Consider the following 19,643-nt stretch of genomic DNA (forward strand, 5'->3'; position numbering starts at 1 on the left):
ATGTGCGTAGATTCAGATTCCAACAACGATGCATAATTGAAATTTCATTCCTTATCTTGACCGCCGGCATCTGCGAGATTGCACCCAATCACAACTTCGCCGGCCCTCGTTGCCGGCCCAAAATCGGGATCGCATGAAATGAACTGGTTGAAATCGCTGGCCGTTGCCGCAACGCTCCAGATTGTAACCGTTGGCGCAAGCCACGCAGGCGAGAACCTCAATGAGATCAAGGCTGCCGGCGTGTTCAAGATCGGCACCGAAGGCACCTATGCGCCTTTCACCTATCATGACGCCTCGGGCGCCCTGGTCGGCTTCGACGTCGAGATTGGCCGCGAGATCGCCAAGCGCCTCGGCGTCAAGGCCGAATTCCTCGAAGGCAAGTGGGACGGCCTGATCGCCGGCATCGACGCCAAGCGCTACGACGCCGTCATCAACCAGGTCGGCATCACCGAGGCGCGCCAGGCCAAGTACGACTTCTCCGAGCCCTACATCACATCCAAGGCCGTTCTCATCGTCAGCGGCAAGAACGAGGACATCAAAGGCTTCGCCGATCTCAAGGGCAAGAAGTCGGCCCAGTCGCTGACCAGCAATTTCGGCAAGATTGCCGAAGCCAATGGCGCCGAACTCGTCGGCACCGACGGCTTCGACCAGTCGATCCAGCTGGTGCTCAACGGCCGCGCCGACGCCACCATCAACGACAGCCTGTCCTTCTACGACTTCAAGAAGCACAAGCCCGACGCAGACGTGAAGATCGTCGCCGAGGAAGAAAAGGCCGACTCCTCCGGCGTCATCGTGCGCAAGGGCGAACCGGAGCTGGTCGAGGCGATCAACAAGGCGCTGGCCGAGATCAAGGCCGACGGCACCTACAAGAAGATCTCCGAGACCTACTTCGGCACGGACGTCTCGCAGTAACCGCATTGCCCATCGGGCTGCACTAGCCGGCAGCCGATGGGCATTGATTTTTCCACCTCTCATTTTTCCCATGAACTTGCCCGGAAAATCTGCGATTTTCCGGGCTCGTTTGTTGTGGGGAGGGAGCATTCATCTTGCCACACTGGCTGCAATTGATGCTGGAATCGCTCGGCCCCCTGTTGTGGGCCGCCCTCGTTTTCACCGCACCGCTGACGCTTCTCTCTTTCGCTTTCGGCCTGACGGTTGGGCTGGGCGCAGCGCTTGCCCGGCTGTTCGGGCCGGCCTGGCTATCGGCGATCGTGCGCTTCTATGTCTGGATCATCCGCGGTACGCCGCTTCTGGTGCAGCTGTTCCTGATCTTCTACGGCCTGCCGAGCATGGGCGTCGTGCTCGACGCCTTCCCGGCCGCGCTGATCGGCTTCACGCTCAATGTCGGCGCCTACTCCTCCGAGATCATCCGCGCCGCCATCAGTTCGGTCGCCAAGGGACAATGGGAAGCGGCCTATTCGATCGGCATGACATGGTCGCAGGCGATGCGCCGGACCATCCTGCCGCAGGCGGCGCGCGTAGCGGTGCCGCCGCTGTCCAATACCTTCATCTCGCTGGTCAAGGACACCTCGCTGGCAGCCGCCATCACCGTACCGGAGATGTTCCAGGCAGCACAGCGCATCGTCGCCACCACCTACGAGCCGCTGATCCTCTATGTCGAGGCAGCCCTGCTCTATCTCGCCATGAGTTCGGTGCTGTCGGCCCTGCAGGTCAGGCTGGAGAAGCGGCTCAACCGTTATGGCGGCTTCCTGGAGGCGCGGACATGATCGGGCTTTCCAACATCGTCAAGAGCTTCGGCGACAATACCGTGCTCAAGGGCGTCTCGGTCGAGATCCGGGAAGGCAGCGTCACCGCCCTCGTCGGCCCGTCCGGCGGCGGCAAGAGCACGCTTCTGCGCTGCATCAACCTGCTGGAGATCCCGACCTCCGGCACGGTACGCATCGGCGACGACACGCTCGAGTTTCGCCCGGATGTCAGGGTGCCGACCAGGGCGATCCAGCAGCTGCGCCGCCAGACCGGCATGGTGTTCCAGAACTTCCAGCTGTTCCCGCATCGCACCGCGATCGAGAACGTGATGGAAGGGCTGGTGACCGTGTTGAGATGGCCGGAGGCCAAGGCCCGCGAACGCGCTTTGGCCCTGCTCGAAAAGGTCGGCATGGCGCACAAAATCGATGCCTGGCCGGCAACGCTGTCAGGCGGCCAGCAGCAGCGCGTGGCAATAGCCCGGGCACTGGCGCCGTCACCGAAGGTACTGCTGTGCGACGAACCGACGTCGGCACTGGACCCTGAACTCGCCCAGGAGGTGGTCGACGTGCTCGGCCAGCTGGCGCGCGAGGGCACGACCATGGTGATCGCGACCCACGACCTGCGCCTGGCCTCGAAGATCGCCCACGAGGTGGTGTTCCTCGAAGCGGGAACGGTCGTCGAGAAGGGCCCCGCGAGCGAGGTGTTCGGCAATCCGACGCATCAGCGCACCAAGCGCTTCATCGCGACGATCACGCATCAGCACGACCACGGCAAGGGTGGCGAAGGCTGACGTCGCCACACCTGCCTGAAACAAAAAACCCGGCCATTGGCCGGGTTTTTCGTAATCTATAGAAGCATGCCAGATCAGGCTGCTTCTTCCTGCTCGGCGTCGGCTTCCTCGTTGTCGGCCTTGGCGCCACGCTTCGGACCCTTGTTGAGGTTGGCCTCGATCAGGCGAACGGCCTCGGTCTCCGACAGGCGGTTGACGGCTGCCAGTTCGCGCGCCATGCGGTCGAGCGCGGCTTCATAGAGCTGGCGCTCGGAATAGGACTGCTCCGGCTGGTTGTCGGCACGGTAGAGATCGCGCACGACTTCCGAGATCGAGATCAGGTCGCCCGAATTGATCTTCGCATCGTATTCCTGGGCGCGGCGCGACCACATGGTGCGCTTGACGCGGGCACGGCCCTGCACGACCTTCAGAGCACGTTCGACATAGTCGGTCTCGGACAGCTTGCGCATCCCGATCGAGGTCGCCTTGGCGACCGGCACCTTCAGGCGCATTTTGTCCTTCTGGAAATCGATCACGAACAGCTCAAGCTTGTGTCCCGCCACTTCCTGCTCGTCGATGGATACGATCTGGCCGACGCCATGCGCCGGGTAGACAATGTACTCGCCGGTCTTGAAACCGTGACGCGCTGCGGATTTCTTCTGCGGGATGGAAGTTGCCATACGCCCTGAACTCCTTCTTGTAACACCGGCCCGCCGAGGCCGGCTGAACGAGGATGGTCGGCTAACGCGACCTTGTGCCGCACGACAATCGACCCCCAACCGGGAAGAGCTTGGACCGGTAAACCGCTAAAGCAGCGGCCTCCGGGCCAGATTACTCTGGTCCGAATTGGGGCTGTCACCTTTCAGTGATTTAGGCTTCGCGCCATAGATCGACGTTGTGTCATCGGCATGTTGATCTAGCTCTAACACAAAAAGTCGGAAGAATCAAGGTTTTGCTGCATGCGCGAAGAGCGCACGGCGTCAAGAGCAACCGGCGACGCGCAAAGCCTTGATGCAATGAGCTAGTATGGCGGCTTTCAGTTGCCTTCGCCGGGCGCCTCGGAGAAATACTGTTCGAACTTGCCTTCGACGCCGTCGAATTCCTTGGCTTCGGGCAGTTCGTCCTTCTTGACGGTCAGGTTCGGCCACTTACTGGCGTATTCGGTGTTGATCTTGAGCCATTTATCGAGCCCCGGCTCGGTGTCGGGCTTGATCGCATCCGCCGGGCACTCGGGCTCGCAGACGCCGCAGTCGATGCACTCGTCGGGATGAATGACGAGCATGTTCTCGCCTTCATAGAAACAGTCGACCGGACACACCTCGACGCAGTCGGTGTACTTGCACTTGATGCAATTGTCGGTGACGACGTAGGTCATGAGGCAGGCTCCGGGACTTCCCGTATTTCGTATCTTTCGGTGAGGTATCCCCTTTAAAGGGGTCTTGCAAGGGCGGTCATTCCGCGCAGAAGCCGCTTGGCGGAACGCAATTCTCATCTTGACGGCAGAGCCTTCAACGGCTTTGCGTTACTCGCTGCGCAGCCGGTCTGTGGCTCGCCGTTCCTTCTTGGTCGGACGTCCGCTTCCGGCCTCGCGCAATGGCGGCCGGGCATCGGGCGGCGCCTGGTCCTTCGGTGTCGGAACCGGCGAAACGTCCTCATAGAGCTTGCGCGCCTCTTCGGCGGGCCCGCGCCGCTCGCCAGGAAGCAGAACCTTATAGACCAGGATGCGTCGGTCGAGCGTGATCGTCAGCACATCGCCCGACTTGACCATGTCGGAGGCCTGGCCAAGCTTCTGGCCGTTGCACCTGACGCCGCCTGATTGCGCCAGCTTGGCGCCAAGCGAACGCGATTTGACCGCGCGCGAGAAGAACAGCCACTTGTCGATGCGCTGTCTTCCCTCGCCGGCCAAGGCTGCTACTTCTTGAGCTGGTCGCGCAGCGCGGCGAGCTTGGCAAAGGGCGAATCGGGATCGATGCGCACCGGACGCTCTTCGCGCGGCTTCGGCTGGAACGCGGGCTTGCCCTTGAAGCCGCTGCGGTCGCCGCCATGCTTTTCGCCCTGTGGGCGCTCGCCACGGCCACGGTTATCCGGACGTCCGCCCTCGCCCTGCGGCTTGCCGCCGGGCTTGCGATCGAAGCGCGGACGACCGCCATCGCGACCTTCGCCACCCTCGCGCCCACCGTTGCGGTTGCCCTCGCCCTGCCGGGCTGCGGGCGCACCGGCTGCACGCGGCTCGCGCTGGCCGCCGCGCGGGCGGTTGTCCTGGCGATGGCGCGGACGCTGTTCGAAGCGGCCCTGGCGCCACAGAAGGATCGGCTTGGGCTCTTCCGCGATTTCGGAGGCGTCTGCGGCGGCGGCTTCCACCGAAGGTGCTTCGGCAACAGCGTCCGCGGCGGCAATTACCACTTCCGGCTCGGACGCTGCTTCAGGCTCGGCTTCGACCACCGGCTCAACGGTAACCTCGGCCGCAGGTTCAGCAATGGCTTCGACTTGCTCGACAGCCACCTCGGGCACCTGTTCGGCCTGCTCGCTCTCGGGCACCTGTTCGGCGCCGTCGGAAGCCGCTTGCTCAGTGGTTTCGGCCGTCTCGATGAAGGGTTCGGCGGAGACTTCGTCGCTTTTGGCCACAGCCTCTGCGGCTGCGGCCCTGTCTGCCTGCGCCTTGGCCACTGCTTCACGTGCCGCGGTATCGATCGTTTCGAGCTTTCCCTTGACCTCGGCGGCCGGCTTGGGCTCGGCGCGATAGCCGAGGCCCTTGAGGATCTCTTCCATGTCGTCGCCGGTGGCGCCGAGGATCGACATCATCTGCGGCGTGACGATGAACGAGCTGCCGTCATAAGCGCCTTCCGGACGGGCGCCGGTGCCCTGCTTCCAGGCGAGTGCGGGGCGAATGAGGTCGGCGAGACGCTCGAGGATGTCGACACGCACGGCGCGGCGGCCGAGATTTCGGAATCCGGCGAGCTTGTAGAACGTCTTGTCGAAGGCCGGGTCGATGACCACGGAGGTACGGCCAGCGGCGAGCGCATGGACAACATCGCCGAAGCCCGGCTTGTCCTTGCCGTCATTCTTGAGCGCCCACAGCAGCGTCACCAGACCGGCAGGCGCCGGCTTGATCAAGGCCGGGACAAAGACGTGATAGGCGCCGAAGCGCACGCCGAGGCGACGAAGCGCTGCACGGCCTTCCTGGTCGAGCGACTTCACGTCCTCGGCGATGTCGCGGCGATTGATCAGGCCGAAATTCTCGACCAGCTGGAAAGCGATGCCACGACCGATGCCGGACAGCTGCTCGGCGGCTTTGAGATCGACCAGCGGCTTGAGCAGCGACTCGATCTGGAAATTGACGAAGCGTTCGGCGCGCGCTGCGACCTTGTCGCGTGACGGGCCGGTCAGTTGCTCGTCGGCCAAAAGGACGATGCGCGGCTTGAGCGCATCCTCGCCTTCGACCAACGTGCCGATGGGCGCGCCGATCCAGCGCAGCACACCATCGGAGCCGAGCGCGATGTCGCCATTGGACGACGCCGAGAAACGTTCGGCGCGTGTGTCGAATTCGGTTGCAAGCGCCTTCTGGGCCGCCGTGCGCACCGCCTTGGCGTCTTCTCCGCCCGCGCTCTGGTCGGCGGTGAAACGGAACCCTTGCAGTTCGCCGACATGGTGGCCCTCGACGAGGACGGTTCCGGACGGGCTGATTTCGGCTTCAAGCATAGTGTTTTCTCTAAGGCGGCGCATGAGGACGGAAGTCCTGCGGTCTACAAAGCGTTTCGTCAACCGCTCATGCAGCGCATCCGACAATCTGTCTTCGATGTCGCGCGTTTTTTCTTGCCAGTGTGCCGGATCGGCAAGCCAGCCGGGGCGGTTTGAGACAAATGTCCAGGTCCGGATCTGTGCGATCCGGTGCGAAAGCGTGTCGATGTCGCCTTCGGTGGAATCGGCGCGACGCACCTGCTCGGCCATGTAGGTCTCGTCGACATGGCCGCGCCGGGCGAGGTCGTCATACATCGAGGCGATCAGGTCGGCGTGCTGGGCCGGCGCGATGCGGCGATAGTCGGGCAGCGCGCAGGTTTCCCACAAAAGGGCGACTCGCTCGTGGTTGGTGACGAGCGATCGGATGTTTTCGTCGCGCGAGAGATGTTCGAGCGCCTGGGCGTCGACTGCCGGCAACGCACGTGTCAGGCCCTCGACCGGCGCGACGGTGTCGATCGAGCGCTTGAGCGTGTCGAGGCTGGTGAAATCGAAGTTGGCGGTGCGCCACTGCAGCACCTTCACCGGCTCGAAATCATGGCCCTCGATCTTTTCGATCAGGTCCTCCTCGAACGGGTCGACCTGGCCGGTGACGCCGAAGGTGCCGTCGCGCAGGTGACGGCCGGCACGGCCGGCGATCTGGCCAAGCTCTGCTGCGGTCAACTGGCGATACTGGTAGCCGTCGAACTTCCTGTTCTGGGCAAAGGCGACATGGTCGACGTCGAGATTGAGGCCCATGCCGATGGCATCGGTGGCGATCAGGTAGTCGACGTCGCCGGACTGGTAGAGCTCGACCTGGGCATTGCGGGTGCGCGGGCTGAGTGCGCCGAGCACCACCGCCGCACCGCCCTGCTGGCGGCGGATCAGCTCGGCGATGCCGTAAACCTCGTCGGCGGAGAAGGCGACGATGGCCGAACGGCGCGGCAGCCGCGTCAGCTTCTTGGAACCGGCATAGGCAAGATGCGACAGCCGCGGACGGGTGACCACCGACACGCCCTTCAACAGCTTCTGCAGGATGCCGTGCATGGTGGCTGCGCCGAGCAGCAGCGTCTCTTGCTTGCCGCGCAGATGCAGGATGCGGTCGGTGAAGATGTGGCCGCGCTCGAGGTCGCCGGCAAGCTGGACCTCGTCGATGGCGACGAAGGCGGCATCCGTCTGGCGCGGCATCGCCTCGACGGTGCAGACCGAATATCTGGCGCCGGCCGGCAGTATCTTCTCTTCGCCGGTGACCAGCGCCACCTTGTGGGCCCCGACCTTTTCGCAAAGTCGCCCATAGACTTCGCGTGCGAGCAGCCTGAGCGGCAGGCCGATGATGCCGCTTTCGTGCGCGACCATGCGCTCGATGGCGAGATGGGTCTTGCCGGTATTGGTGGGCCCCAGAACCGCGGTCACATCGCGGCCTGACAGGATCAGCGGGTCGTTGGGCCTGGAGTGAACATTCATACTAGAGAACCGCCCTCGGCGCCGGGGACAGCCCGGCGTTGCGCCGCCTGTCGCGACGAGTGGACACATAGGGATTTGCAAGCCGAAGCGAAAGCGGAATGTTCCAGATTTAAGAGTTGGAACGAGTCTGGAACGAATCAGCGACGAATCACTGACACCGGCAGATTCAGGTTTTGTTCACCCCAACATATAGATGACACTCTTGCAAGCCGCACCACATGCAGAATCTCTAAAGTGGCCCGTTTCGTGCTTCTGCACGCCCGCCGTTAACCTTTGCCGGCCAAGCGAAGAAACCTGCGCGTCAACCGCGTGCAAAATAATGAATTTGTTGACGTTTCCTACCGGCGAGTTAACGGTCGGAGCCGCCGTCCGCGGCATTTAGTTAAGATTTGAACCAAATGCGGAACGAACAGGCGACGAATCACTGTTCGGGCAATTTTCCCGATTTGTTCACCACTAGATGTAGTACCAGGCCGGTTTCTCCACCTATTATCCACAGCCTATGCACCGCGCTGTCCACAGCGGCTCGATCGTCGCATTAACCTTTGCGTGCCATCGCGGCACACCCGTGCTTCAGCAAAAATACCTGTGATTGCATTACGTTAAGGGAACCACACCCGTTGTGCCCGGGATCGGAGCATGTCTCCATTGCGACGTTGAGTCTGCGCGGCGGGGGATGCCCAGGCGGGGCCTCCGGAAAATGCGGCGCACCACGCAGGCGCACGATATTGGAGGGAATATCATGTCCAAACGTCTATTCGCCGAGTTCCTCGGCACATTCTGGCTCGTCTTCGGCGGCTGCGGCAGCGCTGTCCTTGCCGCTGCGTTCCCCGAACTGGGTATCGGTTTTTCCGGCGTTGCGTTAGCGTTCGGCCTCACCGTGCTGACCATGGCCTATGCGGTCGGCGGCATCTCCGGCGGTCATTTCAATCCCGCCGTCTCGGTCGGCCTGATGATGGCCGGGCGTTTCGAGGCCAAGGATCTGGTCCCCTACGTCATCGCCCAGTTGATCGGCGCGGTCGCCGCTTCCACGGTGCTGTACCTCATCGTCAGCGGCAAGGCCGATTTCGCCGGTATCGGCGGCTTTGCCACCAACGGCTATGGCGACGCCTCGCCGGGCAAATTTGGCCTGTCCTCGGCGCTGATCATCGAGGTCGTGCTGACCTTCATGTTCCTGATGATCATCCTCGGCTCGACCAGCGAACGCGTTCCGGCCGGCTTTGCGCCGATCGCCATCGGCCTCGCCTTGACGCTCATCCACCTGATCTCGATTCCGGTGACCAACACTTCGGTCAACCCTGCGCGCTCGACCGGCCCGGCGCTGTTCGTCGGCGGTGTCGCCCTGCAACAGCTCTGGCTGTTCTGGGTCGCCCCGATCGTCGGTGCAGCGCTTGCCGGCATCGCCCACAAGTCGCTGTTCGGTGACAAGTAGCCGAACCACCGCACCAAACGGAAACGGCGCCTCGCGGCGCCGTTTTCTTTATGGAGATGATTGCCTGTTATCAGACGAAATATTGCCCGCCATTGGCCGAAAGGGTCGCGCCGGTAACGAAGCCGGACTCTTCGGAGGCCAGGAACACCACGCAGCGAGCAATCTCTTCCGGTTCGCCAAGCCGGCCGACCGGGATCTGGGCGATGATCGATTCGCGGACCTTTTCCGGCACCGCCATCACCATTTCGGTGGCGATGTAGCCCGGACAGATGACGTTGACGGTGATGCCCGCGCGTGCCCCTTCTTGGGCCAGCGCCTTGGTGAAGCCGATGTCGCCGGCCTTCGACGCCGAGTAGTTGGCCTGACCGGCCTGGCCCTTCTGGCCGTTGATTGAGGAAATGGTGATGACGCGGCCGAACTTGCGGTCGCGCATACCGCTCCACAGCGGATGGGTCATGTTGAAGGCACCGTTCAGGTTGGTGTCGATGACCTCTTTCCACTGCTCGCGCGTCATCTTGTGGAACATCGAGTCGCGCGTGATGCCGGCGTTGTTGACCAGCACCGAGACCGGGCCGAGGTCGGCCTCGACCTGCTTGATGCCGGCCTCGCAGGCATCGTAGTCGGCAACCGACCATTTGTAGACCGGGATGCCCGTCTCGGCCTTGAACTTCTGCGCAGCCTCGTCGTTGCCGGCATAGTTGGCGGCGACCTTGTAGCCTGCGTTCTTCAGCGCGACCGAAATCGCGGCGCCAATGCCGCGGGTTCCGCCAGTGACGAGTGCAACCTTGCTCATGCGCTTCCCCTTTTCTGCTGCTTTATGGCCTGCCTTCGCGACAGACCTTTAGAGGCAAAAAGAGCGGCACATTGGCCGCCCTTTTCTTGTTTCCGAGTTACATCGCCTCGACACACATCGCGACGCCCATGCCGCCGCCGATGCACAGGGTCGCGAGACCCTTCTTGGCGCTGCGTCGCCGCATCTCGTAGACCAGCGTGTTGAAGACGCGGGCACCGGAAGCGCCAACCGGATGGCCGATGGCGATGGCGCCGCCATTGACGTTGACGATCGCCGGATCCCAGCCCATGTCCTTGTTGACCGCGCAGGCCTGCGCCGCGAACGCCTCGTTGGCCTCGACGAGGTCGAGGTCGCCGACCGACCAGCCGGCCTTTTCGAGCGCCTTGCGCGATGCCGGGATCGGGCCGGTGCCCATGATCTGCGGATCGACGCCGGCGGTTGCCCAGGAGACGATGCGGACCAGCGGGGTGAGGCCGCGGCGCACGGCTTCGGCTTCGGTCATCAACACGACCGCCGCAGCCCCGTCATTGATTCCGGAAGCGTTTCCGGCTGTGACAGTGCCTTCCTTGTCGAAGGCCGGGCGCAGCTTGGCCAGTGAATCGAGCGTCGCGCCATGGCGGATATATTCGTCCTGGTCGACAATGGTGTCGCCCTTCTTGCCCTTGATCGTGACGGGAACGATCTCGTCGGCAAAACGGCCGGCCTTCTGCGCGGCCTCGGCCTTGTTCTGCGAGGCGACGGCGAACTGGTCCTGCTCGTCGCGCGTCAACTGCCACTGGCGGGCAACGTTCTCGGCGGTGTTGCCCATGTGGTAGCCGTAGAAGGCGTCGGTCAGGCCATCCTTGATCATCGTGTCGATCATCTTGAAGTCACCCATCTTCACCCCGCCGCGCAGATGCTGGCAGTGCGGCGCCATGGACATCGATTCCTGGCCGCCGGCGACGATGATCTTGGCGTCGCCCGTGGCGATCTGCTGCATGCCGATGGCGATGGTGCGCAGGCCCGAGCCGCAAAGCTGATTGAGACCCCAGGCTGTCGCTTCCTGCGGCACGCCCGCGGCCATCGCGGCCTGGCGGGCCGGGTTCTGGCCGGCGCCAGCGGCGAGGATCTGGCCAAGGATGACCTCGTCGACTTCCTTGGGATCGACACCGGCACGGGCCAGTACTTCCCTGACAGCGATGGCGCCCAGTTCGTGTGCCGGCGTGTTGGCGAAGGCGCCGTTGAACGAGCCTACCGGCGTGCGGGCGGCGCTGGCGACGACGATGGAGGACGAGGCGGACATGTTTCTCTCCAGACTTCGTGAGACGAATGGTTTGTTGCGCGTCGAGGACGTTGGCGCTCATGACTTTTCTTGCCCGTTCCAGGACCCGAGTCAAACCGGAAAATCGCTGGAATGCCTATGCTGCGGCCGCACTGCAGCAAATGCTGCGCAGCATTTTTTTGCCGGCGTTGACCCGCCTTGCCTTCTTGCAGTGCACAAACCGCTTGGATTTGCGGTTGCTTTGCGCTTATCCTGCTTTCCGGCGAAATGTTACCGGCTGCTTACATGGCATACCGGTCTTCCGGGGGAGGATGCTGATGCCTGCTAAAGACACGCCGATCGTCATCAAGAAATACGCCAACCGTCGGCTCTACAATACCGGCACGAGTACTTATGTGACGCTCGAAGACTTGGCCGAGATGGTCAAGAAAGGTGAAGAATTCACCGTACAGGATGCCAAGACCGGCGAAGACATCACCCATCCGGTGCTGACGCAGATCATCTTCGAACTGGAGAACAAGGACGGCCAGAACATGCTGCCGATCCCGTTCCTGCGGCAGTTGATCTCCTTCTACGGCGACCAGATGCAGATGGTGGTGCCGAGCTTCCTCGAACAGTCGATGCTTGCCTTCTCCAAGGAGCAGGAGCGTTTCCGCGAGCAGATGAAGTCGGCCTTCGGCAAGGCGCCGACCGACATGATCAAGGGCGCGACGCCGATGAAGGCGCTCGAGGAACAGACGCGCCGCAACATGGAACTGTTCCAGAACGCGATGCGCATGTTCACCCCCTTCCCGGCGCCCGGCACAGGCACAGCACCCGCCGAACCGGCCAGGAAAGACGCGCCTGAAAAGCCGGACGAGTTGAAGGAACTCAAGGAACAGCTTGCTGCGATGCAGCGGAAGATCGACTCGATGGGGTGAGGCACGGTCGGCCAAAGGCGGCGGAAAGCCAATTGCTTGGCTTTCCGAGCGTCGAGCGCCCGGAGCGATAGCGAAGACCGGGCCGATGTGAAGGTGCGACCAGCGGGACTGCTGCAGCCAGTCAGGTCCGGCAAGGGCACTCTTGGCCAAGGGCCGACAAAATCTCCAAGCTGACTTCTGAAATCCACAGCGAATGCCGTTGGCATCGCATCGCCAGCGCGCGGGTCCCTACCCTTTGGGCGAGAGATTTTCAACCTGACGCAGGGTTTTGCTCGGCCGCCCAAGCGTGTTTGCTAGGCGGCCATCAATCGGAGGACCAACCATGACAGAACTGACGCTGGCCAAGGCCAACGCCATCATCGCCACCGCGTTCGAGCTGGGCGGCAAGAGCAACTTCAAGCCGCTCGGCATCGCCGTGCTCGACGCCGGCGGCCACCTGCTCGCCTTCCAGCGCCAGGACGGCTCTCCGTTCATCCGCGCCGAAGTCGCTTCGGGCAAGGCCTATGGCGCGCTCGCCGTAGGCTCAAGCTCGCGTGCACTCGGAGTTGCCGCGGTCGAACGGCCGCATTTCTTCCAGGGGCTTTCAGCGGTTTCCGGCGGCAAGATCGTGCCGGTTCCGGGCGGCGTGCTCATCCGCAACAAGGATGGCGCAGTGCTCGGCGCAGTCGGCATCTCCGGCGACACGTCGGACAATGACGAACTGGCCGCCATGGCCGGCATCGAATCGGCCGGCTTCGTCGCCAAGGTCTGAACGGCGAGCGCGTTCCCTTGGGGGGACGCGCTCCTACTCGCGTCCGAACGTAACGTCCCGGTTAGCCGAGCGGATCGACACCGAGAAGCCGGCCAGCACGTCGAGCAGCGCGATCACCATCAATATGAAGAAGACCGAGCTGGTGGCGCCGCGCACCAGCAGGAACTCGACCAGGAACGCAACGAAGACGAAGGTCGAGAGCAGGTGATCGACGACCGAGGCGCTGCCCGTGCGGGTCGCCTTGACGATCTCGACGAAGAAAAGCAGCAGCGCCACCACGATCAGCAGGTCGCCGAGAGTGAGCGCAAAACTGCCGCCCGACATCATTCCCAGCGTGAGAATCTTGGTCGCCCAGGGGTTGCCATCGGGGCCGCTGCCGAACAGGCCGGCGACGCCGGCATTGTAGAGAATGAAGGGGATGATCAGTAGGGGAATGCCCGCGAGCATGGACCGGTCTCCGCGTTGCGCCGCACCTTCTAGAATCCCCAGCCGCCTTGGCGTCAAGAGATTTCAGCACCATCCGGACACGCAAAAAGAAAGGACCGGCTTGAGCCGGTCCTTTCTTGATAGGCGTGCTAAGGAAAAGCCAATCAGCTTTCCTTGGAAAAGCTGTCTCAGCTTTCCTTCGGCGTCAGAACCTGGCGACCGCGATACATGCCGGTCTTCAGGTCGATGTGATGCGGACGGCGCATCTCGCCGGAATTCTTGTCCTCGACATAGGTCGGGGCCTTGAGCGCGTCGGCCGAGCGGCGCATGCCGCGCTTGGACGGGGAGGTTTTTCGTTTCGGAACAGCCATGGATATACTCCACCAATCGGTCAAATGACCCTGTCCGCCCTCGTGAAAGGGCCGCGCAAGGGCCGGAAACTGAGAAAGTTGGCGAGCCTATACACGGCGAGACGGAACTTGACCAGCCCGAAGCGACTCTTTTTTCGGTCGCGGCCAGCGTCTTCCTAGTTCAGGCACTGGACATAGGCACCGGCCTTGCCGGCCCGGCGCTCGATGACCGTCGCAAGGCGCCTCAGGCCCGGGCCGGCCTTGGCCGGGTTGCGTGCCGCCGGATTGGGCAATGTCACGGCAAGCAGCGCCGCCTGGCGGCGGGAAAGCTGGCTCGCCGGCTTGCCGAAATAATGCTGCGAGGCGGCCTCGATGCCGTAGATGTTGGGGCCCCATTCGGCGATGTTGAGATAGATTTCCATGATGCGGCGCTTCGGCACCAGGGCATCGAAATAGATCGCCAGCGGCAGCTCGACCACCTTGCGCAGGAAGGAGCGGCCGTTCCAGAGGAACAGGTTCTTAACAGTCTGCATCGGAATGGTCGAAGCGCCGCGGGTCGCCTCGCCGTCCAGGGCATCGCTGATGACGCCCTTGAGTTCGCCCAGGTCGACGCCGCGATGGGTGCAGAACTGCCCGTCCTCCGACATGATGACCGAATGCGCCAGCACCGGAGCGATGTCGTCGAGCGCCACCCATTGCCGGTCATAGCCCTGCAGGGTGACGAGGTCCTTGATCATCAAGGTCGAGATCGGGCGAACGACGGGCGGTATGTAGAGGACGGTCAGCACGACCGGCAGCGCGGCCATGATGGCGACAGTCAGCACGCCGAGCCGCACCCAGCGGCGCAGACCCCCACGCGAGAACATCCCGCGTCGTGCAGCTGCCATGTCCAGCCTTTCGGTTTCCGGCTCTATGATCGGTTCCGCCAACCCGTCCGCCCTTGCCTCTCAACCTCTCGGCATAAAGGCGCTTGGCTTCTTGCGCAACGTCTGACTGTCGGCTACCGCTCGCCGCCATGACGAACGACAGCCATATCCTGTTCGAAACCGCCCTTCGCATGCGCGCCGACACCGTCGAGACCGAGCTCCGGCTTTTGCTCGACGACCGCATCCTGCCCGGCGAGATTGTGCGGCCCGCCCACCTGATGGCCGCCATGCGCCACGGCGCGCTCAACGGTGGCAAGCGGCTGCGGCCATTCCTGGTGCTCGAAAGTGCTGCGCTGTTCGACGCCGACGGCGACGCAGCCCTTCGTGTCGCCACGGCGCTCGAATGCGTGCACTGCTATTCGCTGATCCATGACGACCTGCCGGCGATGGACGACGACGACCTGCGTCGCGGCCAGCCCACCGTGCACAAGGCCTTCGACGAGGCGACCGCGATCCTGGCCGGTGACGGCCTCTTGACCCACGCCTTCGACATCATCGCCGACGAGACCACGCCGCTGCCGGCGGAACGGCGGGCGGCGCTAGTGCTCGCCCTGGCCCGTGCTGCGGGTCCCGGCGGCATGGTCGGCGGCCAGGCCCTCGACCTCGACGCCGAACGCAACAAGCCCGAAGAGGCCGGCATCATTCGCCTGCAGGCGATGAAGACCGGTGCGCTGATCCGCTTCGCCTGCGAGGCCGGTGCCATCATTGGCGGCGCATCCACGGCGGACCGCGAAAGGCTGGCCGAGTTCGGGTCGGCGATCGGCCTTGCCTTCCAGCTCGCCGACGACCTGCTCGACCTCACCGCCGATGCCGAAACCATGGGCAAGGCAACCGGCAAGGATGCCGCCGCCGGCAAGGCGACGCTGGTTTCGCTGCACGGTGCCGACTGGGCCCGGTCGCAGCTGTCCGGGCTGGTCAGCCAGGCCCATGCCCTGCTTGAACCCTATGGCGAGCGCGCAATCATGCTCAAGGCGGCCGCAAGTTTCATCGCCGAACGCAACAGCTGATCCGGAAGCGGATCTTCAGGCACTACTTTGGCGACCAGTTTAGCGGGTCAGAAACTCTTAATGTTAATGGTGTCTATTCCGGCTCTGTAAAATTGTGCGTATGTGTTGGGGTTGCGCATGCCGGAGCACTCGTCGTTCATCCGTTCGATACGGATCAGATACCTTTCGGGTCTGCTGATCTTCGCGCTTACCTCGATGGCCGTGATGATGGCCTTCAGCCAGGGCAACGCCTACCGCCGCGATGTCGATGCCATCGCCAGCGAACTCCTGTCGTTCACCCGCGACCTGCGCAACGCCACCAACTTCGCCGAGACGACGACCACCGCCTGGCGCCCCGAAACCCGCGATGCCTTGATGGCTGCCGGACGCAACCATGCGGCACGGCTCGAAGCCGGCATCGACAACCTGACCGGTGCCATCAACTCGGTACGGCCCAAGCTGGCGCAAAGCTCGTTGCGCGAGATCGACAGCGCCTCGGTCAACGGCGACCTGTTCTGGTCGGCGCGCGATATCGCCCGCAATCTCGGTGCCCTGGCCACGGCCCAGAGCCCGGACGAATGGAGCTATCGCGAGATCCGCAACCAGAACGACCTGTTTGCCCAACCCATGCTGTTGCGTGCCAGTGCGGCAATGGAAAAAGAGCGCCGCTTTGCCGAGGCCCGCAGCGACAGGCTGCTGATGGCAGCGGCCGCCCTGCTGGTGCTGGTGATAGGCGGTGTCGCGATCTGGGTCTTCCGGCCGATGGAGCACGCCATCCGCAAGGCGTTTTCCGAAAGCGCCGAGTCGCTGTCGAAGGCGGAGGCCGCCGACCGCGCCAAGTCGGAATTCCTCGCCAACATGAGCCACGAGATCCGCACGCCGATGAACGGCGTACTCGGCATGGCGGAGCTGCTGGCCCGCACCGAACTGACCCCGCGCCAGAAGACCTTTACCGATGTCATCGTCAAGTCGGGCAATGCGCTGCTCACCATCATCAACGACGTGCTCGACTTCTCCAAGATCAACGCCGGCCAGCTGACGCTCGACCCCGCCCCTTTCCATCTTGGCGAGGCCGTCGAGGACGTCGCGACGCTGATCTCTGCGCGTGTCGCCGAAAAGAACCTCGAACTCATCGTCCGCATCGATCCGCGCCTGCCGACGCATGTGATGGGCGATGTCGGTCGTTTCCGCCAGATCATCACCAACATGGTCGGTAACGCCGTGAAGTTCACCGAGCGCGGTCATGTCCTGGTCGACGTCTCGGGCGAACTGGTCGGCGATACGGTGGCGCTGAAGGTGCGCGTCGAGGACACAGGCATCGGCATTCCCGCAGACAAGCTGCAGAGCGTGTTCGAAAAGTTCGCCCAAGTCGACGGCAGCTCGACCCGCCGCCACGAGGGCACTGGCCTCGGTCTTGCCATCGCCGCCCGCCTCGTTGACCTGATGAGCGGCCATATCGGCGTGGAAAGCGAGCTCGGCAAGGGCTCGGTGTTCTGGTTCACCGCCTTGCTGCCGCTGTACGAGGCGCAGCAGGCGAGCAGCGCGGTGCCGGTCGATGTCACCGGCGCGCGCGTGCTGGTCATCGACGACAACCCGGTCAACCGCGAGATCCTGCTCGAACAGCTGAAGAGCTGGGGCTTCGACTGCGCCGCCGCCGAAAGCGGCGCCATCGGCCTCGCATTCCTCGACCGCGCCGCCCAGCTCGGCGCCAGCGTCGACTGCGTCATCCTCGACTACCAGATGCCGGGCATGAACGGCGCCGACGTCGCCAAGGCGATCGCCGCCGACAGCCGCACAGCCTCCATACCCGTGGTGCTGCTGACTTCGGTCGACCAGGTCGATTTCGGCCGCATGGTGCTCGATTTCGGCATCGCCGCGCATTTGACCAAGCCGGCGCGCTCCGCCGTGCTGCTCGGCACGGTGATCGCAGCGGTGCAGAAGGCGCGGTCGCAGGCAGGCCGCACCGAGTTCGTGCGCGAGCCGGTCCGCCAAGCCTCGCCGGCCTTCACCGTCATCCGTGGCCCGGCGCCGGCGCCGCTCGCCCAGCCGGAACCGGCACCGCTGCAAAGCGGTGGGCTCGACGTGCTGGTAGCCGAGGACAACGAGGTCAACCAGTTGGTCTTCGGCCAGATCCTCTCCGGCCTGGGTCTCAGCCACCGCATCGCCGGCAACGGTCGCACCGCAGTCGAGATGTACCGCACCTTCAAGCCGAAGCTGATCCTGATGGATGTCTCGATGCCGGAGCTGAACGGCTACGAGGCGACGCGCGCCATCCGTGCCGAGGAAGCGGCTAATGGCAGCCGCACGCCGATCATCGGCGTGACCGCCCATGCGCTGAAGGGCGACCGCGAGAAGTGCCTTGACGCCGGCATGGACGACTACCTGCCCAAGCCGGTGTCGCCGGACAAGCTCGGCGCCAAGATCGGCACCTGGCTGAGCGAGAGCGCCGAACTGGTGCGGTCGGCCTGACGAGCGAGATCGATCGGCGCGGGATCCCGCGCCTTTATGACTTTCCTATTTCTTGGGGCGTTCGCCTCTCTCGAATCCTGATGTCGCAGCTTCTAGCTTCCCGAGCGTGCCGGACGGCGGCAATTCCTGCCGATCCGGCAAGCAACAAGGAAGACCGAGATGCTTCGCACCCACATTCCGGACCGGTTCGTCAGCTCTGAAGTCGCTGACACGGTCGGGCAGCAGGACAGGCCCGTTACGGGCCATACCGAGCCCTTCATGTTCACGCGGCTGTTCTTCGTCACGGGCGTCCTGCTCGCCAGCCTGGCGCTTGCCGCCATGCTTTCCAGTTGACGGCCGCCGGCCATGAACATCTCCGACGTCCTGCAGCCCGACGATGTCATCCTTGGCCTTCAGGTCGAAGGCAAGACGAGGCTTCTCAAGGAAATGGCACGGCACGCCGCAGCGCGCACCGGCGCCAGCGCCGCCGAAATCACGACGGCGCTGGCGTCACGCGAAAAGCTCGGCTCCACCGGGTTGGGACAAGGCATTGCCATCCCACACGCAAAGCTGAGCGGCCTGCAGAGACCGTTCGGCGCCTTCGTCCGGCTGGTAACGCCCTGCCCTTTCGAGGCCATCGATGACCAGAATGTCGATATCGTCGTGCTGTTGCTTTTGCCGGAAGCCGCGCCGCGGGAATATCTCAATCTGCTGTCCAAAGTCGCCCAGACGCTGCGCGAGCCTGGGCTGGTGGCAAAACTGCGCCAGGAAAACGATGCCGCAATCGTCCATCGTCGCCTGCTCGCCGCCGAGCGAGCGCCATCGGCCGCCTGAAGGGGCTTCAGCGGTTCCTGACGACGAGGCAGGAACCGCCGACGCTGCGCAGCTTCTGGCAGACGACCGCAGCCTCGCCGCGATCGTCGGCGCCGATGCGAACGGCATAGATGCCGCGGCGGCCGATCGGCGTCCGCACCCGGCTGACGACGGGGTCATGCGATGAAAGCAGCGCCGGGAAGCGCCTTTCGAGGCGCTGCCATTGCTTGATGGCCGCCGAGCGGCGGAAATTGCCCGCGACCTGGATGCCCCAGGGCTTCACATGCACGCTCGCCATGGCGACCGTCGACGACATGATGACCGGCAAATTGCGGCAGGCGACGATGAACGCCATCTTCGGATCGAGCGGCCGGTTGGTGCCGGCATAGGTCTTGTCGGAAAAGTTGTCGGCCGGCTCGCCCATGATGTCGAGCACGTAGTCCTCGGTTTCGAGCGGCAGGAAACCGCCCGACGACAGCCAGCGTGCGACGCGGTTTTCGCCGGCATTGTAGGCCGCGGCCGCCAGTCCGAGATTGCCGAAGCCCGATCTGAGTTCGCCGAGATAGCGCGCCGAGGCGGGGATCGCCTGATCCATGTCGAAGGGATTGGCGAGGCCGCGCATGCGGGCGGTACCGGGCATGAACTGGGCTATGCCTTCGGCGCCCGCCGGGCTGACCGCGTTCGGGTCGAAGCGGCTTTCCTTCCAGATCAGCCGGGCGAAGAACTCGCTGGGCAGGCCATGGCGCCTGGCATGGGTGTCGATCAGGTCGCAGACGCGGGCGACATGATCCTTCTTGCGCGGGCGCGGCGGATCGGCGAGCGATGGCACACACAGGGCCAGGGTGACGAGGAAAGCCAGCGCTGTCCCCGCCAGGCTGCGCAT

Annotated in this window: 20 protein-coding genes; 10 read left to right on the plus strand and 10 right to left on the minus strand. The window is 63.8% G+C overall.

Annotation, left to right across the window (positions count from 1 at the left end):
- Positions 1 to 138 precede the first annotated feature (138 nt).
- The 3 genes from GGQ99_RS12170 (at position 139) to GGQ99_RS12180 (ending at position 2,497) form a co-directional block, all read left to right on the plus strand.
- Positions 139 to 912: an amino acid ABC transporter substrate-binding protein gene (locus tag GGQ99_RS12170; RefSeq protein ID WP_183262739.1), complete on the plus strand. Its 774-nt coding sequence runs from the start codon at positions 139 to 141 to the stop codon at positions 910 to 912.
- Between the two features lie 134 nt (positions 913 to 1,046).
- Positions 1,047 to 1,727, plus strand: coding sequence for an amino acid ABC transporter permease (locus tag GGQ99_RS12175; RefSeq protein WP_183262740.1), 681 nt, complete (start codon positions 1,047 to 1,049; stop codon positions 1,725 to 1,727).
- Complete coding sequence (locus GGQ99_RS12180) at positions 1,724 to 2,497, plus strand: amino acid ABC transporter ATP-binding protein (RefSeq protein ID WP_108606493.1); 774 nt, start codon at positions 1,724 to 1,726, stop codon at positions 2,495 to 2,497. The genes GGQ99_RS12175 and GGQ99_RS12180 overlap by 4 nt, the downstream gene beginning before the upstream one ends.
- A gap of 74 nt (positions 2,498 to 2,571) precedes the next feature.
- Here the strand turns inward: GGQ99_RS12180 and GGQ99_RS12185 are convergent, their stop codons facing one another.
- From GGQ99_RS12185 to GGQ99_RS12200, 4 genes are all read right to left on the minus strand, one after another.
- Entirely contained in the window at positions 2,572 to 3,156 is a 585-nt protein-coding gene (locus GGQ99_RS12185; protein WP_055974645.1) for a CarD family transcriptional regulator, read from the minus strand.
- Positions 3,157 to 3,512: 356 nt separating this feature from the next.
- Complete coding sequence (gene fdxA, locus GGQ99_RS12190; RefSeq protein ID WP_055974648.1) at positions 3,513 to 3,851, minus strand: ferredoxin FdxA; 339 nt, start codon at positions 3,849 to 3,851, stop codon at positions 3,513 to 3,515.
- A gap of 147 nt (positions 3,852 to 3,998) precedes the next feature.
- Positions 3,999 to 4,382, minus strand: coding sequence for an RNA-binding S4 domain-containing protein (locus GGQ99_RS12195; RefSeq protein WP_183262741.1), 384 nt, complete (start codon positions 4,380 to 4,382; stop codon positions 3,999 to 4,001).
- A gap of 5 nt (positions 4,383 to 4,387) precedes the next feature.
- Positions 4,388 to 7,654 carry a helicase-related protein gene (locus GGQ99_RS12200; protein WP_183262742.1) on the minus strand — a complete coding sequence of 1,089 codons (3,267 nt, stop codon included), beginning with the start codon at positions 7,652 to 7,654 and terminating at the stop codon, positions 4,388 to 4,390.
- Positions 7,655 to 8,396: 742 nt separating this feature from the next.
- Between GGQ99_RS12200 and aqpZ the strand changes: the two genes are divergently transcribed.
- Positions 8,397 to 9,086 (plus strand): aquaporin Z, encoded by a 690-nt coding sequence (gene aqpZ / locus GGQ99_RS12205; protein ID WP_108606490.1) that lies wholly within the window; start codon positions 8,397 to 8,399, stop codon positions 9,084 to 9,086.
- 70 nt (positions 9,087 to 9,156) lie between these two features.
- On the opposite strand, the gene phbB is transcribed toward aqpZ, so the two are convergent.
- Both phbB and GGQ99_RS12215 read right to left on the minus strand, forming a co-directional pair.
- On the minus strand, positions 9,157 to 9,879 hold the full coding sequence (gene phbB / locus GGQ99_RS12210; RefSeq protein ID WP_183262743.1) for a beta-ketoacyl-ACP reductase: 723 nt from the start codon (positions 9,877 to 9,879) through the stop codon (positions 9,157 to 9,159).
- Positions 9,880 to 9,976: 97 nt separating this feature from the next.
- Positions 9,977 to 11,161, minus strand: coding sequence for an acetyl-CoA C-acetyltransferase (locus GGQ99_RS12215; protein WP_108606488.1), 1,185 nt, complete (start codon positions 11,159 to 11,161; stop codon positions 9,977 to 9,979).
- 296 nt (positions 11,162 to 11,457) lie between these two features.
- On the opposite strand from GGQ99_RS12215, the gene phaR reads away from it, so the two are divergent.
- Entirely contained in the window at positions 11,458 to 12,060 is a 603-nt protein-coding gene (gene phaR / locus GGQ99_RS12220; RefSeq protein WP_183262744.1) for a polyhydroxyalkanoate synthesis repressor PhaR, read from the plus strand.
- 322 nt (positions 12,061 to 12,382) lie between these two features.
- Positions 12,383 to 12,811 carry a GlcG/HbpS family heme-binding protein gene (locus GGQ99_RS12225; protein ID WP_108606487.1) on the plus strand — a complete coding sequence of 143 codons (429 nt, stop codon included), beginning with the start codon at positions 12,383 to 12,385 and terminating at the stop codon, positions 12,809 to 12,811.
- Between the two features lie 33 nt (positions 12,812 to 12,844).
- On the opposite strand, the gene GGQ99_RS12230 is transcribed toward GGQ99_RS12225, so the two are convergent.
- The 3 genes from GGQ99_RS12230 to mtgA all read right to left on the minus strand — a co-directional run bounded on the left by GGQ99_RS12230 (position 12,845) and on the right by mtgA (position 14,474).
- Positions 12,845 to 13,258, minus strand: coding sequence for a hypothetical protein (locus GGQ99_RS12230; protein WP_183262745.1), 414 nt, complete (start codon positions 13,256 to 13,258; stop codon positions 12,845 to 12,847).
- Between the two features lie 167 nt (positions 13,259 to 13,425).
- Entirely contained in the window at positions 13,426 to 13,608 is a 183-nt protein-coding gene (rpmF, locus tag GGQ99_RS12235) for a 50S ribosomal protein L32 (protein WP_008834724.1), read from the minus strand.
- 155 nt (positions 13,609 to 13,763) lie between these two features.
- The gene (mtgA, locus tag GGQ99_RS12240) at positions 13,764 to 14,474 is read right to left on the minus strand and encodes a monofunctional biosynthetic peptidoglycan transglycosylase (protein WP_183262746.1); all 711 of its coding nucleotides are present in this window, start codon (positions 14,472 to 14,474) and stop codon (positions 13,764 to 13,766) included.
- Between the two features lie 128 nt (positions 14,475 to 14,602).
- Here mtgA and GGQ99_RS12245 point away from each other — a divergent pair, with 128 nt between their 5' ends.
- From GGQ99_RS12245 to GGQ99_RS12260, 4 genes are all read left to right on the plus strand, one after another.
- The gene (locus GGQ99_RS12245) at positions 14,603 to 15,520 is read left to right on the plus strand and encodes a polyprenyl synthetase family protein (protein WP_183262747.1); all 918 of its coding nucleotides are present in this window, start codon (positions 14,603 to 14,605) and stop codon (positions 15,518 to 15,520) included.
- 117 nt (positions 15,521 to 15,637) lie between these two features.
- On the plus strand, positions 15,638 to 17,968 hold the full coding sequence (locus GGQ99_RS12250) for a response regulator (RefSeq protein WP_183262748.1): 2,331 nt from the start codon (positions 15,638 to 15,640) through the stop codon (positions 17,966 to 17,968).
- Between the two features lie 159 nt (positions 17,969 to 18,127).
- On the plus strand, positions 18,128 to 18,301 hold the full coding sequence (locus GGQ99_RS12255; RefSeq protein WP_159091578.1) for a hypothetical protein: 174 nt from the start codon (positions 18,128 to 18,130) through the stop codon (positions 18,299 to 18,301).
- Positions 18,302 to 18,313: 12 nt separating this feature from the next.
- A complete protein-coding gene (locus GGQ99_RS12260; protein WP_183262749.1) occupies positions 18,314 to 18,781 on the plus strand; it encodes a PTS sugar transporter subunit IIA in 468 nt (155 codons plus the stop codon).
- A gap of 7 nt (positions 18,782 to 18,788) precedes the next feature.
- Here the strand turns inward: GGQ99_RS12260 and GGQ99_RS12265 are convergent, their stop codons facing one another.
- Positions 18,789 to 19,643 (minus strand): lytic transglycosylase domain-containing protein, encoded by an 855-nt coding sequence (locus GGQ99_RS12265; protein WP_183262750.1) that lies wholly within the window; start codon positions 19,641 to 19,643, stop codon positions 18,789 to 18,791.

The sequence above is a fragment of the Aminobacter niigataensis genome (assembly GCF_014200015.1).
Taxonomy (GTDB): Bacteria; Pseudomonadota; Alphaproteobacteria; order Rhizobiales; family Rhizobiaceae; genus Aminobacter; species Aminobacter niigataensis.